The organism is Glutamicibacter sp. 2E12, from assembly GCF_050030965.1.
Classification (GTDB): Bacteria; Actinomycetota; Actinomycetes; order Actinomycetales; family Micrococcaceae; genus Glutamicibacter.
The window spans coordinates 1763438-1784857 of record NZ_CP188297.1; the positions used below are offsets into that span (position 1 = coordinate 1763438).

Sequence of the window (21420 nt, forward strand, 5' to 3'; positions counted from 1 at the left end):
TGCGAGGTTTTCCGTTAAGCCGTGAGAGCTGCTGGTGCTGATTCGGGCTACACCCCAACTTTCTCGAGCTGAGGATGCTCGTAGGCTTTGCGCATGCGCGGCAAGAACAGCAGGCTGACGGCTGCCACAAGGCACAGCACCGCAGCGGTAATCCACGCGGCCAGGTAGCTGCCGGTGGTTTCCCGCGACAGCCCTGCGGTCAGCGAGCCGGCGCCGGCGCCGATCATGTGGAAGGCGAAGACCCAGCCGAAGACCACGGTGGCTCTAACCGGACCGAAGTACTGGCGGCAGAGCACCACGGTAGGAGGCACGGTGGCCACCCAGTCCAAACCGTAGAAGACAATGAAGATCCACATCAGCGGCTCGACGGTTGGACCCATCAGCGAGTGCAGGAACATCAGGGACAGTCCGCGCAACGCGTAGTACACCGCAAGCAGCAACCACGGGCGTACACGGTCGGTCAGCCACCCGGAGAACACCGTGCCGAGGATATCGAAAATGCCAACCAGCGCCAGCAACCCGGAAGCGGTCGTTGCCGGCATGCCATGGTCGTGCGCCGCAGGGATGAAGTGCGTCTGCACCAGTCCGTTGGTAGACCATCCGCAGATCCAGAAGGTCATCGCCAAGACCCAGAATGCCGGGTAGCGTGAGGCCGCGAACAGGGCCTTGAGAGTCGCGGCAGCCATCGAACCCTGCTGCGTTCCGGATGCCGGCGCGGCTGCAGCTCCGGCCCCGCCGTAAGGCAGTACACCGGCTTCGGCAGGGGAATTGGCGAAGGGCCAGCGCAGCAACGGGATGATCAGCACCGCGAAGACCGCAACAACCAGAGCCGCGGCCCTCCATGAGTACTGCTCGATGATCAGTACAATGCTTGGCAGGAACACCAGCTGGCCGGCGGCATTCGCGCCAGAGAAGATGCCCATCACCAGGCCGCGCCGTTCGCAGAACCAGCGGTTGGCAACCACAGAACCGAAAACCAACGCCATCGCCCCGGTGCCCAGTCCAACCAGCACACCCCAGAGCGCCCACAACTGCCAGATCTGGCTGATGAACACGGACAATCCGGCTCCGGAGGCCACCAATGCCAGAGCGATGGCAGCCACCTTGCGCATGGAATACCGTTCCAGCAAAGTCGCGGCGAAAGGAGCTGCCAGGCCGTAGACCACCAGGTTGATGGTCACCGCGGTCGATAACTGGGAGCGGAGCCAGCCGAATTCGGATTCAAGTGGTTCAAAGAACGCGCCGGTGGTCGAGCGGAACGCCGCCGTGGCGACTAGCGCCAGCGTGGTCACGATGGCGACCAGCCAGGCTCGATGGATCCGCAATGGCTTCGGGGAGTTCAATCGCATGCTCCTTCTGGGTGTTGCTTTAAACATTGCACCGGTGCTAACAGGCGTTGGAGTTCGTGACGTGCGAAGAACAAATATTGATGTCCGAAACAGGTGGAGCGCCTTGCCGCGCCGGGATTAGCTGTGCATGGCGAAGCGCGGCAGACTCAGTTTTTGCGCCTGATCGGCTCTGCTTATTCGCTATGCGGGGTCGTTGCCGTTGCTGGGGTTCTGGCGCCGGCTGCGAGGGTGCCGGTCCTGCGGGGCCGGCGCACCCAGCGCCTGCCGCGGAAAGGTTTTTAGCTTGGCCCCGGAAGGCGGTTCGTCCTGGTCCAGCGGATCGGCCATGGACGATGGGGCAGCGGAGGCTTGGCCTGTTGCGGCTGCCTCGGCGGTTTGGGCCGTCACCGGGGCATCGCGGATGACCGGCATCCTGCGTGGCGGCAGCGGACGACGATGGTGCACGAGATAAATCAGCATGGCCAGGGCCTTGTGCATGACCACGATGGTGAAGATGGCCGATCCGGCATAGCAGCCCCAGGCGACCAGGTGAAGCGTGGTCACTTCAAGGACGTTCAGCTCCAGCGAGCCGTTGAGCATCATGACGGCGCCGATTTGCTGGATGACCATGCCGAGCACGGCCAACCCCACCGCAAACCAGAAATACACCAGGGTATCGGCTCCGGGTTTCTTCACGACAGGCATTTGAACCTCCGTTGGCCAGCTGTCGGCGGTCATTGCTACACACTGTAGCCCATGGCAGGAAACAGCTTATCTGCCCAAGGTGGCCCGGGCCTGGCGCAGCAGCGGCTCATCGACCATCTGCCCTTCGAAAGCGAAAACTCCGGGATTCGCCTCCGCGGCGTCGAGGATCCGCCGGGCACGTTCCCGTTCTGCTTCGGTCGGTGCGAACGCCTCGCGAATGACCGGCATCTGGTTCGGGTGGATCGAGGCTTTCGCGGCGAATCCCGAGGCCTTGGCATCGCGGGACTCCTCGCCCAGGCCTTTGAGATCTGGAATATCGAGGTACACGGAATCAATTGCGGCCTTGCCTTGGGCCACCGCATGCAGCAGCACCTGCGACCGCGCGAACCGTGCCACCTCGCGGTAGCTGCCATCGTGGCCGCGCGAGGATGTGCCGCCGAGCGAGGCGATCAGGTCTTCCGCGCCCCACATCAGCGCGACGACATTCTGCGCCCCGGCAATGTCCGAGGCATTGGTGATGCCCTTGGCGGATTCGCACAGTGCCAGCACGTCGTAGCCTGCCAGCGCGGCCGGCTGCGCCGCCGATTCGCACTTGGGCAGCATCACGGTGCGGTAGGCCGTTTGCCCCAGCGCTGCCAGGTCCTTGGCGAAGTGCTCGCTATCGACCGGGTTCACGCGCACGATGACCCGCGCGGGATCCAGCGGCGTATCCAGCAAGGCGCGGCGGGCCGCGTCCTTGTTCCCGGCAGCCACAGCGTCTTCCAGATCGATGATGACCGCATCGGCACGCTGCGCCGCCTTGGCGTAGCGCTCGGGCCGGTCGGCCGGGCAGAACAGCAGGGAAGGACCCATCAGGAAGCTAGCCATTGGAGCTTTCCCCCTTGGGTTCCAGCGAATCCAAGTGCGCCTGCTGGGTCCACATCAGGCAGGTGCGGGTGGCAGTGGCCACGATGTCGCCGTGCTGGTTGCGGCCGGTGTGAGTCATGGACGCCAGGCCCTGCCCGGGGCGGGACTTCGATTCGCGCAGTGCGGTGATCTCGGTTTCGGTGTAGAGGGTATCGCCGTGGAACATCGGGTGCGGGAAGCGCACGTCATTGATGCCCAGCTGCCCCACGATGGTGCCCTCGGTCAGCTGGCCCACCGACTGCCCAATCATGGTGCTCAGAGTCAGCAGGGAGTTGACCAGCGGCTTGCCGAAAGGCTGGGTGGAAGCCCAAGCGGCGTCCAGGTGCAGGCCCTGGTTGTTCATGGTCATCGTCGTGAACGCGACGTTATCCGCTTCGGTCAGGGTGCGCCCGGGCTTGTGCACGTAGGTGGCCCCCAGCTGCAGCTCATCGAAGTAGAGGCCGCGCTGCTCGACGCGTTTGGGGGTTTGCTCGCTCATGCGTCCTGCTCCTGATGCTGTGCTTCGGTTGACGGAGTTGCTTCCACGGTGGCCACGACCTGCTTGGCCTTGACCAGATCCCCGGTCTTCAACCCGGTCATGCGCACGATGCCGTCCGCGGGGGAGAAGAGCTGGTGCTCCATCTTCATCGCTTCGATGCTCAGCAGCAGCTGGCCTTCGGCGACCGCATCGCCATCGGCCGCCTGCACGTTGATCACGGTGCCGGGCATGGGCGAGAGGACATGCGGGGAGAAGGTCCCGGATTGCTTGGCGATGGTGGCCAGCTGGCGTTCGAGGACTTCTTCGCGGGGCAGCTTGCGCACCGCCGCGGTCCAGCCTTCCTCGCACAGCCACAGCGTGCCATCGGCGGCGAAGGCGTGCTGTAGTGCTGTGCGCTGGCCGTTGACGGACAGTGTTCCATCCGGTTCCTGCCGCACGGTGAATTCTTCGGCGCCCACGCGCACCCGGCTCGAATCGGGGTCCCTGAGCAACGCGGTCCTGCCCTCGGCGGCCTCGACGTCGAAGTGCCCGATGCTGGCCCGGCGATGCTGGTCCCGCCATCCGTCGCGCAGGCCCCACGGGGTATTCGCGGCTGGAATGCGCCGATCCTCCAGATGCGCTGCCAGTGCCAGTTCGCGGGCCCCGACCTGGCGGAAGGCGAACTTGTCCATCTTCCGCTCGATCAGGTTGGTGTCCAGGGCCCCGGCGGCCACATCCTCGTCGGCCAGCAGCAGCCGCAGGTATTCGCTGTTGGTCAGCACGCCCAGCACCACGGTGCCGGCTAGTGCCTTATCCAAGCGGGCCAGCGCCTCGGTGCGATCCGGGCCCCAGGCGATGAGCTTGGAAAGCATCGGATCGTAGTGGGCGCTGATCTCCAGGCCGTCGCGCAGCGAGGAATCCACCCGGACATTCTCCGGCTCGCGCACGTGCAGCACGGTGCCCACCGAGGGCAGGAAGCCGGAGGACGGGTCTTCGGCGTAGAGCCGGGCCTCGATGGCATGGCCTTCCAGCGCCACCTGGTCCTGGGTGAAGTCCAGTGCGTGTCCGGCCGCGATGCGCACCTGCCACTGCACCAGATCCAGCTTTGCGCCGTTCACCCGCACGACTTCCTCGGTGACCGGGTGCTCCACCTGCAAGCGGGTATTCATTTCCATGAAGAAGAATTCGTCGGGGTTCTGGTCGCTCACCAGGAACTCGACAGTTCCGGCGCCGACGTAGCCCACCGATTGCGCAGCGGCCACCGCGGCGGCGCCAATGCGCTCGCGGATCGCCGCGCCGTGCTCCAGATTCTCGAACAGCGGAGCCGGGGCTTCCTCGATGACCTTCTGGTGGCGGCGCTGCAAGGAGCATTCGCGTTCGCCCAGGTGCACGGTGTTCCCATGCGCATCGGCCAGGATCTGCACCTCGATATGCCGCGGATTGCGCACCAGCCGCTCGAGGAACAGGGTGTCATCGCCGAAAGCATTGCGTGCGGTGCGCCGGGCGCTGGCCAGCGCTTCGGGCAGTTCTGCGGCGGAATCCACGGCGAACATGCCCTTGCCGCCGCCGCCGGCCGAAGGCTTGATCAGCAGCGGGAAGCCGACGTCCGCGGCAGCGGCGAGCAGCTGCTGATCGCCGAGGCCGGGTTCGGCGATGCCGGGAACCACCGGCACCTGGTGGGAGAGGACATGGTTCTTGGAACGGATCTTGTCGCCCATGAGATTGATGGAGTTCACCGGCGGGCCGATGAAGGTGATGCCGGCAGCCTCCAGCGCACGGGCGAAGTCCACGTTCTCGGAGAGGAACCCGTAGCCCGGGTGCACCGCCTGGGCACCGGTGTGCCGGCAAGCGGCGATCACCGCGTCGATATCCAGGTAGCTTTCATTGGCCGCAGCCGCGCCGATGCGCACCGCGCGATCGGCTTCGGACACATGCAGCGCCCCGGCATCGGCATCGGAGTAGACGGCGACCGATTCGATGCCCAGCGCCCGCAGGGTACGGATGATGCGCACCGCGATTTCTCCGCGGTTGGCGATCAGGACAGTGTCAAAGAGCTTCGTAGTCATGGTGTTTTCCTCGTACTACATCCGGAAGAGGCCGAAGCTGGTCTCCGGCAGCGGCTGGCGGGCGCAGACATCCAGGGCCATGCCGAGCACCCGGCGGGTATCTGCCGGGTCGATGACCCCGTCGTCCCATAATCTGGCGGTGGAATAGTAGGGGTTTCCCTGGGTTTCGTACTGCTCGCGGATCGGGGCCTTGAACGATTCCTCCTCCTCGGCGCTCCAGTTGCCGCCGCCCGCCTCGATTCCGTCGCGCTTGACCGTGGAGAGCACCGAGGCGGCCTGGGCCCCGCCCATCACCGAGATCCGCGCGGCCGGCCACATCCACAAGAAGCGCGGGGAGTAGGCCCGGCCGCACATCGAGTAGTTGCCGGCGCCGAAGGAGCCGCCGATGACCACCGTCAGCTTGGGCACCCGGGCGGTGGCCACGGCGGTGACCATCTTGGCCCCGTGCTTGGCGATGCCGTCCGCTTCGTAGTCGCGGCCCACCATGAATCCGGCGAGGTTCTGCAAGAAGAGCAGCGGGATGCCGCGCTGGTCGCACAGCTCGATGAAGTGCGCGCCCTTCATCGCGGACTCGGAGAACAGCACGCCGTTGTTGGCGATGATGCCTACCCGGTGCCCGTGGATCTGCGCGAAACCGGTGACCAGGGTGGTGCCGTAGTCGGCCTTGAACTCGTGGAACTCGCTGGCATCGACGATGCGGGCAATGATCTCGTGCACGTCGTAGGGCGCGTTGACATCCACCGGCACCACCCCGGCCAGTTCACTGCCCGGGTAGAGCGGCTCGGCCACTTGGCTTTCGATGGTCCACGCGGGGGCCGGGTTGGCCGGCAGGGTGGAGACGATATCGCGGATGATCATCAGCGCGTGCTCGTCGTTCTCGGCCAGGTGGTCCACCACGCCCGAGGTCTTGGCGTGCAGGTCGCCGCCGCCCAGCTCCTCGGCGGTGACGATCTCCCCGATGGCGGCCTTCACCAGCGGTGGTCCGCCCAGGAAGATGGTGCCCTGGTTGCGCACGATGACCGTCTCGTCGCTCATTGCCGGAACGTAGGCGCCGCCGGCGGTGCAGGAACCGAGCACCGCAGCCAGCTGCGGGATCTTCTTCGCGGAGAGCTGCGCCTGGTTGTAGAAGATGCGCCCGAAGTGCTCGCGGTCCGGGAAGACCTCGTCCTGCATGGGCAGGAACGCCCCGCCCGAATCCACCAGGTAGATGCAGGGCAGGCTGTTCTCCAGCGCGATTTCCTGGGCGCGCAGGTGCTTCTTGACCGTCATCGGGAAGTAGGTGCCGCCCTTGACGGTGGCGTCGTTGGCGATGACCAGCACGTGGCGGCCGTGCACCAGGCCGATGCCGGCGATCATTCCGGCGCCGGGGCTGGCGCCGTCATACATGTCCTCGGCGGCCAGCGGTGCGATTTCCAGGAAGGGCGAGCCGTCGTCCAGCAGCGCGTCTACGCGTTCGCGGGGCAGCAGCTTGCCGCGATCCACATGGCGCTGCCGGGACTTCTCGGAGCCGCCGCGCGCAGCGCGTTCGAGCCGTTCGTGCAGTTCGGCCAGCAGTGGTGCCTGGTCGGCGGCGTTGCGCTCGAACTGCTCGGGGTTCAAGTGGGAGGAGAGGGTCTTCACGAAGTCAGTCCTTGCTGGTCGGTTCGCTGGCGATCACCCGGGGTACGGGCAGCTGCTGCGCAGGCAACGGGAATTCGTCGGGCACGGCCAGGATGCGCATGGCCAGGGAAATGAAGTTCAACTGCACTTGGGCCAGTGTGAGCCGGCCGTCCTTGCGGTACCAGTGCGAGACACCGGTGCCCATTTCCATCAGTGCCAAGCGGGCGATGCCCGGGTCCACGGTGCTGAAGCTGCCCTGGCGCTCGCCGGCCTGAAGCGCGTCGGCGAAGAGCTGCTCGTAGGCGTCGCGCAGTTCCTGCATCTGCTCGCGGGCCTTGGCCGATAGCGCGCGCATCTCGTATTCGGTGACACGTGCGGTGCTGGGATTGGTGGCGGTGAACCCCACGTGGAAGGCCACGAGCAACGCGAGCTGGCGTACCGGGTCCTTGCTGCCGGCCAGCGCCTGCTCGGCGCCGGAGATCATGGCGGCCAGGCAGTCGTTCATGATGCCCACCAGCAGGTCTTCCTTGCCGCCGACGTAATGGTAGAGGGTCGCCGAGTTCAGTCCTACGGCACTGCCTAGTTCGCGGATGCCGGTGGCGGCGAAACCGCGCTGGGCAAAGCAGGCTACGGCTGCTTGCTGGACCTTTCCCAGTTCCATGGACACCACCCTGTGACTCAAGAGCCAATCAATCGATTGACTGCTTCCATCCAACCGAAGAAAAAGTGTGGTGTCAATCACCATCTTCCGCGGACGGGGACACCGAGTGGCGCTGCCATCCGCACCTCATGCAACGCTCATGTTAAAAGGGGCCGAAATATGACGTTTGCTATTTATGAATCAAATGCAAAACACTAGACTGCTTGATGTTATTTACTGTCAAGCTCTAGTTAATTCTGCTGGGCAGCTGATCAGACGCCACTGGAAGGCATGATGCCGCAACCTGAACCACGTTTCCTCAACCGTCAAAACCCAACCCCAGCCGGACCGTCGCGCCGCGGCCTGCTCGCCGGTGCCTCCGGGCTCATTGCCCTGGCCGGACTGGCAGCCTGCGCATCACCGCCGGCCACGGGCGCGGACAGGGCAAACCTCGCCGGACCCCCGCAGACCCCCGATGAAGTGCTGCAGGTACTGCGCGCCGGGAACCAGCGCTACGCCGACGGCATGCCAGAACGCCCCAATCAAGCAACTGAACGGCGCAGCGAGCAGGCCGAGCACCAGAACCCCTTCGCCCTGATCCACGGCTGCGTGGATTCCCGCGTGACCCCCGAGCTCCTGTTCGACCAGGGGATCGGAGACCTGTTCGTCACCCGGACCGCCGGCGGAGTGCTCGATGACACCTTGGTTGGCAGCATGGAATTCGCTGTTTCCAGTCCCTATTCGGTCCCGTTGCTGGTGATCCTCGGCCATACGGCCTGTGGTGCGGTGGCGGGCACCTTGAAAGCGATGGAAGAAGATGCCAAGAATCCGCAATTGCCCGGCGAGATGGTCGACTTCGCTGAACAGATTGCTCCTGTTGCACGCAAGGCAAAAGTTGAAGGTTCGGGTAGCGAAGAGGTGGACCAAGTGGTGCAGGCCAATGCCCGTGCCGTCACCGAGCAGCTACTGGAGCGATCTGCCATCATTCGCGAGGCAGTGCAGGAAAAGCGGACCCGGGTGGTGGCAGCTGTCTACGACCTGGACAGCGGAGAAGTGCGCTGGCTCGATGGCTAGCTCCGATTTTCCGGTTGCGAATTAACCAGAAGTTCCCGCCGGTGGAACCGGCGGGAACTTCTGCGATCATCACTCGCACCCTCGCTGAGGTTGTTTCTACGATATTGACAATGCCTATGGCCACGCTGAGCGCAGGCTCCACGGCGGCAGGGCATCTGGCGAACGGGGCGATCCAGCTACTGGACCAGCTGGGCTTCCAAGGTTGCAGCCGAAACGCGAATACCGGCGGATGGCCAGCTCGCCGCTATCCTGATGCAGCTGGTCAGACGCAAAACACCCATTCCCGGGCCTTTCGGCACGGTTTCGGGATTTGCCAGCAGGTGCACTGGTACTCTCGACGCTGGATGCTAGTGAAGCATTCCCCGTGAAGAATCCGCATGCACGTGCAGTGAAAGGCCCCATGGCAGCCAGCGAATCCAGCGTCAACTCCCGCGCCCGCGCTGCAGTCGCGGCCCTGTTCCTCACAAACGGAGCACTCTTTGCCAATATGGCGCCGCGCCTTCCCGAGCTGAAGCGGGAACTGGAATTGGACACCGCCGGCTACGGCTTGCTGGTCACCGCATGGCCTGTTGGGGCAATACTTGCAGGGTTGGCTGCAGGTGCGCTGGTGCGCCGTTTTGGTTCCGCGCAGGTTGCCGTCGTGGGCACGATAGTTACCGGTGCGGCCTTGCTGGCCGCCGGCAGCGCGCCGGGCGTGGTCTTGGTCGTGCTGGCTTTTGCCCTGGGCGGCGCCATGGATTCGATTACGGATGTCGGGCAGAACGCGCACGGGCTGGTGGTGCAACGGCGCTATGGGCGTTCGATACTGAATTCCTTCCACGCGTTGTGGTCTGTCGGAGCGGTGATCGGCGGTTTGATGGCCGCTGGAGCGATCCAGATGAACTTGGCATTGCCAGTGCATTTGGGCATATCGATGGTGCTCTTCGCCGCGGTGGCACTGACTGCCCTGAAATTCTGCCTGCCTCGATCCGCCGAACTGGCGGTCATAGAACCTGTTGCGCCACCTGCACCCGGAACCGCCCGGGCCGCGGCCCCCGCAGGATCCCGCGGACGGCTGCTGCTGATGATGAGCGCCCTGGTCTTGATCTCCGTAGCCGGAGTAATGGTTGAAGACGCCGGGAATTCATGGTCCACGCTGTATCTTGGCCAGCTGGGGGCGCCAGCGGCGCTGGCGGCCAGCGGGTTCATCGCTCTGGTCGGGGCCCAGTTCATTGGCCGAATTCTCGGCGATGGCATGGTCAACCGCTTTGGCCAGCGCGGCATGGCCCAGTTCGGGGGAGCGCTAATAGCAATCGGTATGGGTCTGGCGTTGTTCTTCCCCACGGTTCCGGGCACGCTGCTGGGATTTGCCGCGGCTGGATTCGGCTCGGCAACCCTGGTCCCGGCGGTGATGGACCAGGCCGACAAGCTGCCCGGCCTGCCTCCGGGAACTGGGCTGAGCATCGTCTCCTGGCTCATGCGATTGGGCTTCTTGTTCTCCCCGCCGCTAGTGGGTTTCCTTGCCGAGAACTTCGGGTTGCGCATGGCCCTGATGGTGTTCCCCATTGCGGGACTTGTGGTGCTTGCTTGCTCGCCAGTGCTGCGTGGAAAAAGCCCGCGGAGCGATGGAACAGGGGAGCAAGGAAGCCGTAGCTAGTTTTCGCCCCGAAGCGTGATGGACTCGATGGCTTCTCCGTGCAGGTCTTCAATGACCAGATTAACTACCAGTTCCCTCCAGCTGATCAACGGGCTGATGGCACAGCGAACATAGTCAAGGACTTGCTGCTCGATAACCTGAACCGAACTATCCCCAGCCATGCTGACATGGCATTGCACCCTCCAGTTAAGGTGGGGAATCTGCGTGTCAGTCGCCTTGATCTCCGTGTAGTTCAATTGCGATGTCGGCGACTCGGAAAATGCCGCTCGAATCGCCTTGATCAATTCCAGGGACGATACGCGTTTGGCCAGTCCCGTGCCCGCATCTTGCACATCCCACATCCGCTGGAATGGCGAGTGCTCGGCTATTTTGCCCAATATTCGCTGCGAGAATGCTTCAGGCTGGTGCTCCGGGGTCGAGCTGTGCAGCAGTTGGGTGATGAATCCGTTCTGGTCCTTGAGCCGCTGCCGTTCGGCGTGGCACCACCGGCACTGCAATTCGTGCAGATCTGCAGGTTCATCCAGGTTCAGCAAAACGTCTTCGGTAGTACGTCCGCAGGGAAGGGTTTTCATGACACCGCCTCGCTGATTGCATTGCGTGCCCGTGCGAGTCGCCCTCGCACAGTTGATTCTGAAACGTTGGTCACCAGGGCCGCTTCCTTATAGCTCATGCCTTGGAGCGCGACCAGTACGAACGCCTGGCGAAGCGCCGAAGGCAATCCGTTGATGATCTGCCAGGCATCGGCAATCTCGCCGCGTTGCACGGCGACGTTTTCTGGCAATTCACGGTCAGGGACTGGGGTTTGCTCTAGCACTTCATCATCCACGGTTTGCTGGTCATTGGCACGCTGGCGGATGCGATCAAGACAAATATTTCGTGCCATGCGGTAGAGCCAAGTCTTGAACGCGGCACGTTCGCGCAGCGAGCCCAATGACTGCCACGCGCGGATCCAGGCATCCTGGGTGGCATCCTCCGCATCGTGCCAGCTGCTGAAAAAAGTCTTGCAGTATTGGCGCAGGCCGGGTGTCAGTGCGGTGACGAGTTCGCCGAAGGCCTCGGGGTCCCCCTCCATTGAACGACCAACAAGCACGGTCAACCGGGTCGGTTCCAAACACCCCTCCTTAAGTGATCTATATCACACTCATAATGTGTGAGGATTAATCTGTAGCTCTCGTCTGTATGAGTGTAAGGCACAAAAATATCCGTTCAATGAATGAGGAGACCATCATGGTGCAACGCGATTCACAAGGGCCAATCATCAAGCCAACCGGCGAAGAGCTGGAACGCCAGGCCAAGGCAAAGGCCGCAAATGACACGCCGGTCCACGAAGAGCTGCGCGGTCCGCTGCACACCGAACTGGGCAAGACGACCATCGAAGACCGTGTGGTCCAGAAGATTGCCAGCATCGCCACCCGCGAAGTTTCCGGCGTATACGCCATGGGCAACGCCGCCCGCCGGACCTTCAACTCGCTGGCCGAACGCATCCCCGGTGCCCAAGCCAACGCGGCCGGAGGCGTGAGCGTCGAAAAGGGCGAGCAGCAGACCGCCATCGACGTGTCGATCGTAGTTTCCTACGGGTTCTCGATCGTTGAGGTCTCCAACGAGATCCGTTCGAATATCATCGCCCAGGTTGAACGCGCCACCGGTCTGGAAGTCATCGAGGTAAACATTGAAGTCACCGACGTGCACCTGCCAGAAGACGATGACGATGACGCCGAGCCCCGCGATGGCCTGAAATAACTGTCCTCATCTAAGGAGCAGAACATGTTACACGTCAAGTGGGGTTTGGCCATCGGCTGCCTAGCCGGATTGCTGATTGCCTTCGGATCATTCACGCAGTTCGTGGTGGTGGCATTCTTCGCCATCATCGGCGCTGGAGTCGGATGGCTTTTGCAGGACAGGGTTGACCTCGGCCAAGTGTTCAGCAAACGTCGGCGGTGAAGCAGATGGCAGAGCTGTCCTCTAGCCGTGGAAGCACCACGGTGAACACGGCCGTCTATTCAAAAATCGCTGCCCAAGCAGCCTATAAGGTGCCAGTTGTCGGCTCTGCCGCGGGTGGGATCCTGGGGTTGGGGAAGTACAAGGATTTTGACAGCCGGCCCAAGGCCAAGGCCGAGGTGCTTGGAAGTGCAGTGGTGGTCGATTTGGACCTTGGATTGAGCTATCCGAGCAATGTCCAGCAAGCCTGCGAAGACGTGCGGAACATGGTTGCGGCTGATCTGCGCAAGTATCTGGGCGTTGAGCAGGTGCAAACCGATATACGGGTGAGCTGGATGTCAACGCCGGATGAAGGAACTAGCAACAGGAGGCTGCGATGAGCAGGTTCTGGCACGTTCGCAGTGCCCGCACCCTGGCCTTGATGATCAGCTTCATCGTCGTGTTGGCCACGAGCATTCTCCTGGCGCTATCCTGCCTGCTGCGTTTGACCAGCGGACAATGGCCCGGTTTTGCCCAGCAGGGCATTAACGCGGTCAGCAACTTGCGCTTCAATGACAACCTGGCAGTGATCGCCATGGTGGTTCTTACGGTGCTCGGTCTGCTGCTGTTGCTCAGCGCGCTCATTCCAGGGCCCCGGCAGAGCATCCTGCTGACTACCGATGATCCTTCAGCGGGGTCGGAACAGGCAATCTCATGCCGTGGAATATCAACCTTGGTGGGGCATGAGGTCGAGCGAACCGATTCGGTGACCCGCGCGAGCGTGAAAACCAGCCCGGCCCTGGTCCAGGTTACCGTGCAGACTCCAGCCCACTCGGTTCAGCGCGTGCGGGAAAACGCGCAGGCGCGGGCGCAGCGCGTGATCGACGGGTTGCCATTGCAGCGCGCTCCCAAGGTCAAGGTCTCAGTGCAACGCCGAGGGGGAAACTAGAAATGTTCAGAACGCATGTGGTGCGCCAACGACTTATTCTGGCGATCTTCGGTTTGGTCCTGCTGGCGGCCGGTGCCTCGGGCCTCGCAGCAGTCTGGTGGGGGCTTGGCCAAGGCGCTGGCCTCGGCCAAGCCCGGATTGCCAGCAGCCTGCCGATCGATCAGCAGTACCTGCTGCCACTGGGACTCGCGCTCGGAATTGCCGGCATCGTGCTCTCGCTGGCGGTGCTGATCACTGCCATTCCGCGCCGCCCATCGGCGCATGAATTCAGATACGAATCGAGCAGCGAAGGAGTCAGCGAGATCGAGACTTCGGTAATAGCCAAAGCCGCGGAAACGGCCGCTCGAACGCAACCGGAAATCGTGGATGCGAACGTTCGAATTGGCGGCAATGCAGCTGAACCCGTGCTTTATGCGCGATTCACCCTGCGCGCCGACGCTCCGGCGAATCGAGGGATCGAGCTGGTCAATGGCCGCGTGGTACCTGACCTTGAAATGGTGCTGGGGGTGCCTTTCTCCCGCAAGCACATCTCGTTCAGCTTCCAGAAGCCGGAAAAGCAGGATTCGAATAAGGCCGTGCTCATCTGAGCCGGCCCAGGAAAACAAGAAATAGCCATTAACGGCACGGGCATCGTGCCGCATCTCTTGGGGAAGTAGGAATACATGGGAATAATCGGTTGGATCATCCTTGGCCTCGTTGCCGGTGCGATCGCGAAGGCAATCAAGCCCGGAAAGCAGGGAGGCGGCTGGCTTGCCACGCTGCTGCTCGGCGTGGTCGGGGCGGTGCTGGGAGGCTGGATTGGCTCGGCAGTTTTCGGTGTCGGAGTGAGCGAGTTCTGGTCATTGTCCACCTGGCTGCTGGCCATCGGCGGCTCGCTGCTGGTCCTGGTCATTTGGGGTTTTGTCAGCAGCAAGCGCGACTAGGGGCATGCGGTGAACTGCCTGCAGCCTGATGGCGCTGGCTAATGGGAACGGGCGGGATCCTTATGGATCCCGCCCGTTTTCCTCTGCCGCAACGCCTGCATGATGCCGGTGGGAACCAGCAGTGCCCAGGACAGTGCGGGGCCAGGTGCTGCGCGAATCATCCAGCTTGGCATGCAAGGCGCCCTCTCCACTAAGTCCATCATCGACAGGACCAGGCAGATCCCAGTCGAGCGAACGTGGCGGCCAGGACCGCCTGGAAACCGTAGGGCTAGGCTTAGGGAATGGAAGATGCGCTGAAAAAGATCAGCTGGCCGGTACGCACTGAACGCCTGTCCCTGCGTCGCGTGAATTCGGCTGATGCGGGAGACCTCTGGCGCTACCGGCAGCTTGCCGATGTCACCCAGTGGATTACCGCTGGCCCAGCAACCCTGGAAGAATTCCGTTCGCTGTTCTTCGCGAAGGACTATCCGCTGAGGAACCTGGCTGTGGAACTGGACACCGGGCAGGGGACCCAGCTGATTGGCACGGTCATGCTGGATATCGTGGATGGCTGGGGGCAAAGCGAAATTGAGCAGCACGCCAAGGGCGTTGAGGGCAACCTCGGCTGGAGCTTCGATCCCTCCTTCGGTGGCAAGGGCTACGCCACCGAAGCCGTTGCCGCTGCCATGGGCCTGTGCTTCGGCCCGCTTGGCCTACGCAGGGTTACTGCCGAATGCTTTGCCGCCAATGAGCCATCATGGAGACTGATGGAGCGCTTGGGGATGCGCAAGGAATTCCATGGCCGCAAGGACAGCCTGCATCGCAGCGGGGAATGGATGGATTCCATGGGCTACGCGCTGTTGGCTGAGGAATGGACGGCCCAGGCCTCCTGCTAAAGGATGAGGGATAGATCCTTGATCGCCGGTGTGTTCTTTGAAAGGCTGGAAGAGAACAGCACCACCCCAGCGAGCTAGGCGGTCCCATGGGCAAATCAACGCGCACCAGTGTTCTTTTGGCGCTGGCAACCGCCGCAATTCTGCTCATGGCGCTGTCGGAGGAACCTACCTGGGGGTTGCTCGTAGGCAGCTGGACCTTGATGCTTTGGGGTTGGACTGGCAGTCCGAAGCCCCAGGAAATCACCGTCGATGCACAGGGGCTCTCACCCCGGGATGTGAAGGAATACCGCCGTCAGCATCCGGGCATGACGATGGTTGACGCGATCAATGCGCTGGGGAAGTCCAAGCAATAGCAAAAGCAGGGCCCGCAGTGCGGGTGAATGGATGCAGTTGAGCCCCATGAACTAGTTGTCGTTCACGGGGCTCAACTTTTGGTGTTCATGGCGTTGCCTAGTAGTAAACCGCCAGCGGGCCATTGGGGCCCGGGATGACCTTTACCGGGGTTTCGAAGACCTTGGTCAACACCTCATCGCACATGATTTCATCAGGGGTGCCGAACTCGACGACCTTGCCCTGCTTCATTGCGCAGATGTAGTCGGCGTAGTGGCCGGCGAAGTTGATGTCGTGCAGCACGATCACGATGGTGCGGTTCAGCTCGCGGGCAGCGCGCTGCAGGTGCTGCATCATCACTACCGAGTGCTTCATGTCCAGGTTGTTCAGCGGCTCATCGAGCAGCACGGTGTCGGTGTCCTGGGCCAGGACCATGGCCACGTAGGCGCGCTGGCGCTGGCCTCCGGAGAGCTCATCGAGGTAGCGGCTTTCCAATTCGCCCAGGTCCAGGAAGTCGATGGAGCGCGAGATGATCTCTTCATCGGCCTGGGTCAACCGGCCCTTGGAGTGCGGGTAGCGGCCGAAGCCCACCAGCTGGCGCACGGTCAGGCGGGTCACGAAGTGGTTTTCCTGGCGCAGGATCGAGACGATCTTGGCCAGATCCTTCGAGTTGGTCTTGGATACGTCGTAGCCGGAGACCTCGATGGAACCCTGGTCGATGCCCAGCAGGCGCCCGACCATGGTGAGCATGGTGGACTTGCCGGCGCCGTTCGGGCCTACCAGGGCGGTGATGCCGCCGGTGGGGATTTCCAAGCTGACCGGGCCGATGGAGACCGTGGAGCTGTACTTCTTGCTGACGGAATTGAGGGTAATCACAGCCGGCCCTTTCGCAGGATGAAGATCAGGAATGTAATGCCGCCGACGGCCTCGATGATGATGCCGACCACGCCTTCTGCGTAGAAGATGTTCTTCATGACGAAGTAGGCGCCGGCCAGGACCACGAAGCCGATGAGGAAGGACATCGGGTAGATGTAGCGGTGGTCGTATGTGTCCGCCAGCTGGTAGGCCAAGGTGGCCACCAGGAAGCCGAGGAAGGTCAGCGGGCCCACCAGTGCGGTGGTGACCGCCATGAGAATCGATACGAAGAACAAGGTCTTCATGACCTCGCGGCGGTGGTTGATCCCCAGGTTGATGGTGGTTTCCTTGCCCAGGGCCAGGATGTTCATCTTCTTCGAGGACAGCACCAGGTAGCCGCCGGCAATGGCCACCAGCGGGATAGCCACCGGCATGTAGCTCATGTCGGCGTTGGCCATCGAGCCGAACAGGCGCGCGGTGAGGACATCGAATTCGCTCGGGGTCAGCAGGCGCTGCATGAAGGTCGAGATCGAGCCCAGTCCGGTGCCGATGATGATGCCCACCAGCAGCATGATCTGGATGTTGCCCAGTTTGCCCGAAAGCAGCCAGCCGTACAGTGCCACCGAGAGGCCCACCATGATCGCCACTTGCAGGACGAACTGGCTGACACCGGTGAAGAAGGTCACCCCGGCAACGCCCAGCACGAAGATCGCACCGGTCTGCACCACCCGGTACAAGGCTTCGAAGCCCATGATCGACGGGGTGATGATGCGGTTGTTGGTCACCGTTTGGAAAGCCACCGTGGCGATGGACTGGCAGGCGGCCACGATCACCATGGTCAGGATGTTGCTGGCGCGCAGCTTGGCGATGATCCAGAATCCGTCGGAGCCAAATGGCATGGGGTTATCCCAGGCGAGCAAGCCGATCCCGAAGAACAGGGCCAGCCCGATCATGATGGACAGGGTGATCCAGTAGCGTTTGCGGACCTTCTTGGTGGGCAACGGCCCGGCAGAACGGCCGGAGTGGTGCATGCCCAAAGCGGGGTGAGTCATGAGATTAGCCAACTTTACGCTGCCTCAGAAGCAGGAAGATGAAGACGGCCGCGCCGAGCACGCCCAGTATCAGGGAGACCGGGACCTCGAACGGCATGATGATGGTGCGGCCGATCAGGTCGCACACCGTGGTGATCGCGATGCCCAGCAGGCAGACCCAGGGCAGGTTGCTGCGCAGGTCGTCGCCGCGGACCATTGAGACGATATTCGGCACGATCAGGCCGAGGAATGGCAGGTTGCCGATGACCACGGTGACCACGCCGGTAGCGACCGCGATCAGCGCGGTGCCCAGCAGCATCACCTGGCGGTAGTTCAGGCCGACGTTGGTGGCGATTTCCTCGCCCAGGCCGGCCACGGTGAAGCGGTCGGCCACGATGTAGATGGCGATGGCGACGATGGCCACGATCCACAGCACCTCGTACTGCCCGCGGATCACCGAGGTGAAGGAACCGGCCAGCCAGATGCCCATGGACTGCAGCTTGTCGGTGGACAGCGCGAAGAAAGTGGAGAAGGCGCCGACTACCGAGCCGAGCATGATGCCCACGATCGGCACGGTCAGCGAGGCCTTGAGCGAAATGCGCTGCAAGAACAGGAAGAAGATCATGGTGCCGATGAAGGCGAAGACAATCGCGACGCTCATCTTGGCCAGCAGCGACGCGCTGGGGAAGAGTACCAGCATGGTCAGTAGGCCCAGGCCCGCCCATTCGGTGGTGCCGGTGGTGGTCGGCTCCACGAAGCGGTTCTGGGTCAGCAGCTGCATCACCAATCCGCTCATGGCCATGGCCGCTCCGGCCAGTACCAGCGCAAGGGTGCGCGGAATGCGGGTGACGGCGAACATCATGGCGCCGTCGTCCATGCCGAAGATGTCGTAGACGCCGGTGAACAGGGAGAACGCCAGCAGCACCAGTACTGCGAGGATGCCCAATGCGAGTTTTCCGGAAAGGGCCTTGCTCTTGGTCCGGGCTGGGGAGGTCGTGCTTGTCATTATGCCGCCGTGGAAATAAGTGGTGGGAAAACAGCTCTAGTGGCGAAGCCGGAATACGGCTTCGCCACTAGCTGGCTGGGGTGTCCGGAATGCTACTTGGCAGCTTCCAGCGCGTCAGCGAAAGTATTCAGGAACTCGGTGTAGGTCTGGATGCTCTCGTTGGTGTAGGTGTCAGCAGGCATGACGACAACCTGGGATTCCTTCGAGGCGGTGACATTCTGCAGCGCCTCGGACTTCTCCAGCAGGTCCTTTGCCGGCTGGTAGTCCGCACCGTCGGCTTCAACCGCTGCGTCGCGGTCCATGACGATGATCCAGTCCGGGTTGGACTTGGCGATGGCTTCGACCGAAACGTCGTCGCCCTCGTGGTCGGTGGAGGATTCGTCGAGCTTCAGCGCCGGGGTCAGGCCCAGGAAGTCGAACATCGGGCCGACGGTGCGGCCGGTGGTAGGAGCCGAGTAGCCCAGCTCGCCGCCCGAGGCGATCAGGCCCATGACGGTCTGGTCCTTGTCGTAGGCATCGGTGACGCGCTTCTCGGCGGCTTCGAAGTCCTCAACGAGCTTTTTGGCCTCGGCCTGCTTGCCGAAGATCTCGCCCAGGGTGGTGACCTGGCGTTCCAGCTCAGCGTCAAATGGCTCGCCTTCGCGTGGGTCCAGCGAAATGATGGCGGCTTCCGGAGCCAGTTCCTTGAACTTCGCCGCGTGCTGGGTGTAGCGCTGGCCGTTGATGATCAGGTCAGGGTCGACGGTGACAACTGATTCCAGGTTCGGTTCCTTGTGGCTGCCCAAGTCCAGGACCTTCTCGTCCTTGGTGTAGGAGATGGTGTCCGGCATCAGCGAGACAGCGCCTGCGGTGAGCTTGATGCCCCAGGAATCCAAGGTCTCGAAGGTGCGGTTGTCGGTGGCAACGACAGACTTCGCGGGAACCTCGATCTTCTTCTCACCTTCATTGTCGGTGATGGTGACGGTCTTGGTGTCGCCAGCCTTGGCCTCAGCTGCCGTATCGGTAGCGGAACCGCAAGCGGTCAGGGACAGTGCGGCGATGCTCAGCAGTGCGGCAGCGCGAAGCTTCATGGAGGACATGTATTCCTTCTTCGGACAGCAACCGGCGTTGGTTGCGCTATTGAGTGATCTGATAATTAGCTTAGCCTTATCTGAGCGAATTAAGCCAAACGGCTCTTATGTTAGCTAGGTCACCCAAATGCGCGAGTTGAAGGCCGGAACCGTCCGCAAATGCGGCTCTTGATGAGGCTTGCCCCAGCTGACTGGGCTATTTCAGGGAGAAATAACGATCATCGGCCTTGTTTAATTAGTGCCGAAGGCATGGAGGAAGCTGCGTCAGGCAGCGTAATGAATTGCACCTCCAGCTCATTGCATGAGCCGAGCCATGGCGCAGATGCTGCCATTGATGCCCGTTTTGCGCGCCGGTATCAGGCTGCCGGGTAGGTGATCCGCGACTGCTGGTCGATCACCGCGCCCGGGCTCAGCTCGGCAGGTTTGGCCGGATGCCCATCGATGATGTGGAATACCTCGGCACCGCGGGCCAGCAGATGATCAGCAATGATCCTGCGATGGCAACGCCACCATACAGCTTCGGCGCACATGATCGCGGTCTTCTGGCCGGCGGCCCGCGCCTGCAACCGCTGGAGCGCCTGCAGGAAATCGTCCCCGAGGGCATGGTCGGCGTAATTATGGAAGCTGCGGTTCGTCCACCATGCGTTGACTGCGAAATCGACGCTTCGGCTCACAGGACGCCTGCCGGTCAGCGCTTCCTCGCGGTGCAGGCTGATTCCTGCTGTGCTCAAGGAGGCTTCCAAGGCATCCGCATTGAACTGCGGGAATTTGCGGGAGCCGGCCAGTTTGCGGACATCCACAACATTCGTGACTCCGTACTGCATTAGCAGTGCGAGGAAATCCTCGATGGATCGTGCCGAATGTCCAATGGTGAAAATTCCAGCGGGCAAAATGCTGGCTCCTTGGGTGGGGAAGGGGCGGGGCTAATGCTGATCGTGCTTGGCGGAGCTGAGGACTAGTTGGAGCAGCTCTTCGACTTCGGCAGCACGGGACTGCCAGTAGCCGGTATCGAGCCCGAAGCCGAGCGTTGCTTCATCGGCGCGTTTCTTGAAATAGTCCCGGTGGTCCTCCAGCGCATTGGCCAGGTCCGCGAATTGGTCATTGCTCAGTTCCAAGTTCAAGGTTCTCTGCTTCATGAGCTTCATCCTGGGTCGAGTGCGAATTCTATGAACCCGAGCGTACGCCCATTGCCAGCCGAAATGACCGCTATCAAGCTGGCACTCAGAAAGTCGTCGCCGAAGCTCGCCGGGAATAGGCTCGTGGCAGGCCTTGTTGTGCCGAATACGAGCATCGATCAGAAGGAGCAGTTCATGGCTGAAGAAAATCGAGTAGTTCTCATTGGCGGACATGGGAAGGTTGCCCTGCTGGCAGCGCCCAAGCTGGTTGGGCGCGGCTACGCGGTCAACTCGCTGATCCGCAACCCGGAGCATGCAGCCGACATCAGCGCCACGGGCGCCACCCCAGTAGTCATCGACATCGAAAGCGCTGGCGTGGGTCAGTTGGCCCAGGCCTTTTCCGGTGCCAGCGCCATCGTCTTCTCCGCAGGTGCCGGTGGCGGCAACGAGCATCGCACCCGCGCTGTGGACTATGACGCCGCGGTGCGTTCCATGCAGGCCGCCAAGCAGGCCGGCGTGGACCGCTTCGTGATGGTCTCCTACAGCCGCGCCCTGGTGGATGTGGACAGCCTGGATCCGGCCAACTCGTTCTACACCTATGCCAAGGCCAAGCACGACGCCGACGCGTACTTGCGCGGCACGGAGCTGGACTACACGATCCTGGGCCCGGGGGCGCTGACCCTGGAACCGGCCAGCCAGCGCGTGGTGCTGGCTGACAAGGCAGGCAAGGTGAACGGAGCAGACGTTGAAGGCGAGGCATCGCAGACCTCGCGCGAGAACGTCGCCGAAGTGATCACCCATGTGGTGGCCAATAATGCAGCACGCCGCTCCACCGTGAACTTCTACAACGGCAACATGCCGATCGTGGAAGCGATCGTCTAGGAATGCGCAGCCGCAGCCCTGCCTCCGCAACGGGGGCAGGGCTGTTCTGCGTCTGC

At 62.6% G+C, this 21420-nt stretch carries 26 protein-coding genes; 11 read left to right on the forward strand and 15 right to left on the reverse strand.

Translation table 11 applies throughout. The features are described 5' to 3' along the window. Positions 1-47: 47 nt before the first annotated feature. The 7 genes from ACP3TE_RS08265 to ACP3TE_RS08295 all read right to left on the reverse strand — a co-directional run bounded on the left by ACP3TE_RS08265 (position 48) and on the right by ACP3TE_RS08295 (position 7722). Positions 48-1349, reverse strand: coding sequence for an MFS transporter (locus tag ACP3TE_RS08265; RefSeq protein WP_332488700.1), 1302 nt, complete (start codon positions 1347-1349; stop codon positions 48-50). A gap of 180 nt (positions 1350-1529) precedes the next feature. Beyond that, positions 1530-2033 carry a hypothetical protein gene (locus ACP3TE_RS08270; RefSeq protein WP_402697158.1) on the reverse strand — a complete coding sequence of 168 codons (504 nt, stop codon included), beginning with the start codon at positions 2031-2033 and terminating at the stop codon, positions 1530-1532. A gap of 66 nt (positions 2034-2099) precedes the next feature. Then, entirely contained in the window at positions 2100-2900 is an 801-nt protein-coding gene (locus ACP3TE_RS08275; protein WP_426735995.1) for an HpcH/HpaI aldolase/citrate lyase family protein, read from the reverse strand. Further along, a complete protein-coding gene (locus ACP3TE_RS08280; protein WP_426735997.1) occupies positions 2893-3417 on the reverse strand; it encodes a MaoC family dehydratase in 525 nt (174 codons plus the stop codon). The genes ACP3TE_RS08275 and ACP3TE_RS08280 overlap by 8 nt, the downstream gene beginning before the upstream one ends. Further along, entirely contained in the window at positions 3414-5462 is a 2049-nt protein-coding gene (locus ACP3TE_RS08285; RefSeq protein WP_426735999.1) for a biotin carboxylase N-terminal domain-containing protein, read from the reverse strand. The genes ACP3TE_RS08280 and ACP3TE_RS08285 overlap by 4 nt, the downstream gene beginning before the upstream one ends. Positions 5463-5477: 15 nt before the next feature. Beyond that, a complete protein-coding gene (locus tag ACP3TE_RS08290; RefSeq protein ID WP_426736000.1) occupies positions 5478-7082 on the reverse strand; it encodes a carboxyl transferase domain-containing protein in 1605 nt (534 codons plus the stop codon). A gap of 4 nt (positions 7083-7086) precedes the next feature. Further along, positions 7087-7722, reverse strand: a complete 636-nt coding sequence (locus ACP3TE_RS08295; protein ID WP_426736002.1) for a TetR/AcrR family transcriptional regulator — start codon at positions 7720-7722, stop codon at positions 7087-7089. 270 nt (positions 7723-7992) lie between these two features. On the opposite strand from ACP3TE_RS08295, the gene ACP3TE_RS08300 reads away from it, so the two are divergent. Then, the gene (locus tag ACP3TE_RS08300) at positions 7993-8775 is read left to right on the forward strand and encodes a carbonic anhydrase (RefSeq protein ID WP_332488708.1); all 783 of its coding nucleotides are present in this window, start codon (positions 7993-7995) and stop codon (positions 8773-8775) included. Between the two features lie 400 nt (positions 8776-9175). After that, positions 9176-10411 (forward strand): MFS transporter, encoded by a 1236-nt coding sequence (locus tag ACP3TE_RS08305; RefSeq protein ID WP_332727595.1) that lies wholly within the window; start codon positions 9176-9178, stop codon positions 10409-10411. On the opposite strand, the gene ACP3TE_RS08310 is transcribed toward ACP3TE_RS08305, so the two are convergent. Next, positions 10408-10983, reverse strand: coding sequence for a hypothetical protein (locus tag ACP3TE_RS08310; RefSeq protein ID WP_332488712.1), 576 nt, complete (start codon positions 10981-10983; stop codon positions 10408-10410). The two genes, ACP3TE_RS08305 and ACP3TE_RS08310, sit on opposite strands and share 4 nt — an antisense overlap. Then, positions 10980-11522 (reverse strand): RNA polymerase sigma factor, encoded by a 543-nt coding sequence (locus ACP3TE_RS08315; RefSeq protein WP_133833920.1) that lies wholly within the window; start codon positions 11520-11522, stop codon positions 10980-10982. The genes ACP3TE_RS08310 and ACP3TE_RS08315 overlap by 4 nt, the downstream gene beginning before the upstream one ends. Before the next feature lie 98 nt (positions 11523-11620). Here ACP3TE_RS08315 and ACP3TE_RS08320 point away from each other — a divergent pair, with 98 nt between their 5' ends. The 8 genes from ACP3TE_RS08320 to ACP3TE_RS08355 all read left to right on the forward strand — a co-directional run bounded on the left by ACP3TE_RS08320 (position 11621) and on the right by ACP3TE_RS08355 (position 15428). Beyond that, a complete protein-coding gene (locus tag ACP3TE_RS08320; protein WP_286134072.1) occupies positions 11621-12151 on the forward strand; it encodes an Asp23/Gls24 family envelope stress response protein in 531 nt (176 codons plus the stop codon). 24 nt (positions 12152-12175) lie between these two features. Continuing rightward, complete coding sequence (locus tag ACP3TE_RS08325; RefSeq protein WP_181148776.1) at positions 12176-12352, forward strand: hypothetical protein; 177 nt, start codon at positions 12176-12178, stop codon at positions 12350-12352. 5 nt (positions 12353-12357) lie between these two features. After that, positions 12358-12729, forward strand: coding sequence for an Asp23/Gls24 family envelope stress response protein (locus tag ACP3TE_RS08330; RefSeq protein WP_146112224.1), 372 nt, complete (start codon positions 12358-12360; stop codon positions 12727-12729). Further along, positions 12726-13277, forward strand: coding sequence for a DUF6286 domain-containing protein (locus ACP3TE_RS08335; protein ID WP_332488717.1), 552 nt, complete (start codon positions 12726-12728; stop codon positions 13275-13277). The genes ACP3TE_RS08330 and ACP3TE_RS08335 overlap by 4 nt, the downstream gene beginning before the upstream one ends. 2 nt (positions 13278-13279) lie before the next feature. Next, positions 13280-13864, forward strand: coding sequence for a hypothetical protein (locus ACP3TE_RS08340; protein WP_105656415.1), 585 nt, complete (start codon positions 13280-13282; stop codon positions 13862-13864). 75 nt (positions 13865-13939) lie between these two features. After that, the gene (locus ACP3TE_RS08345) at positions 13940-14200 is read left to right on the forward strand and encodes a GlsB/YeaQ/YmgE family stress response membrane protein (protein ID WP_105656414.1); all 261 of its coding nucleotides are present in this window, start codon (positions 13940-13942) and stop codon (positions 14198-14200) included. A 281-nt stretch (positions 14201-14481) separates the two neighbouring features. Continuing rightward, entirely contained in the window at positions 14482-15075 is a 594-nt protein-coding gene (locus ACP3TE_RS08350; RefSeq protein ID WP_332488720.1) for a GNAT family N-acetyltransferase, read from the forward strand. A gap of 86 nt (positions 15076-15161) precedes the next feature. After that, a complete protein-coding gene (locus ACP3TE_RS08355) occupies positions 15162-15428 on the forward strand; it encodes a hypothetical protein (RefSeq protein ID WP_426736008.1) in 267 nt (88 codons plus the stop codon). A 97-nt stretch (positions 15429-15525) separates the two neighbouring features. Here the strand turns inward: ACP3TE_RS08355 and ACP3TE_RS08360 are convergent, their stop codons facing one another. From ACP3TE_RS08360 to ACP3TE_RS08385, 6 genes are all read right to left on the reverse strand, one after another. After that, a complete protein-coding gene (locus ACP3TE_RS08360; protein WP_105656411.1) occupies positions 15526-16281 on the reverse strand; it encodes an ABC transporter ATP-binding protein in 756 nt (251 codons plus the stop codon). Next, a complete protein-coding gene (locus tag ACP3TE_RS08365; RefSeq protein ID WP_426736010.1) occupies positions 16278-17312 on the reverse strand; it encodes an iron chelate uptake ABC transporter family permease subunit in 1035 nt (344 codons plus the stop codon). The genes ACP3TE_RS08360 and ACP3TE_RS08365 overlap by 4 nt, the downstream gene beginning before the upstream one ends. A 4-nt stretch (positions 17313-17316) precedes the next feature. Beyond that, complete coding sequence (locus ACP3TE_RS08370; RefSeq protein WP_181148775.1) at positions 17317-18297, reverse strand: ABC transporter permease; 981 nt, start codon at positions 18295-18297, stop codon at positions 17317-17319. A 92-nt stretch (positions 18298-18389) separates the two neighbouring features. Beyond that, positions 18390-19376, reverse strand: coding sequence for a siderophore ABC transporter substrate-binding protein (locus ACP3TE_RS08375; protein WP_332594968.1), 987 nt, complete (start codon positions 19374-19376; stop codon positions 18390-18392). 347 nt (positions 19377-19723) lie between these two features. Continuing rightward, positions 19724-20257: a DUF488 family protein gene (locus ACP3TE_RS08380; RefSeq protein WP_426736013.1), complete on the reverse strand. Its 534-nt coding sequence runs from the start codon at positions 20255-20257 to the stop codon at positions 19724-19726. Positions 20258-20290: 33 nt separating this feature from the next. Beyond that, entirely contained in the window at positions 20291-20503 is a 213-nt protein-coding gene (locus tag ACP3TE_RS08385; protein ID WP_105656406.1) for a hypothetical protein, read from the reverse strand. Between the two features lie 174 nt (positions 20504-20677). Between ACP3TE_RS08385 and ACP3TE_RS08390 the strand changes: the two genes are divergently transcribed. Further along, positions 20678-21364 carry an SDR family oxidoreductase gene (locus ACP3TE_RS08390; RefSeq protein WP_426736014.1) on the forward strand — a complete coding sequence of 229 codons (687 nt, stop codon included), beginning with the start codon at positions 20678-20680 and terminating at the stop codon, positions 21362-21364. The last annotated feature ends 56 nt before the right edge of the window (positions 21365-21420 follow it).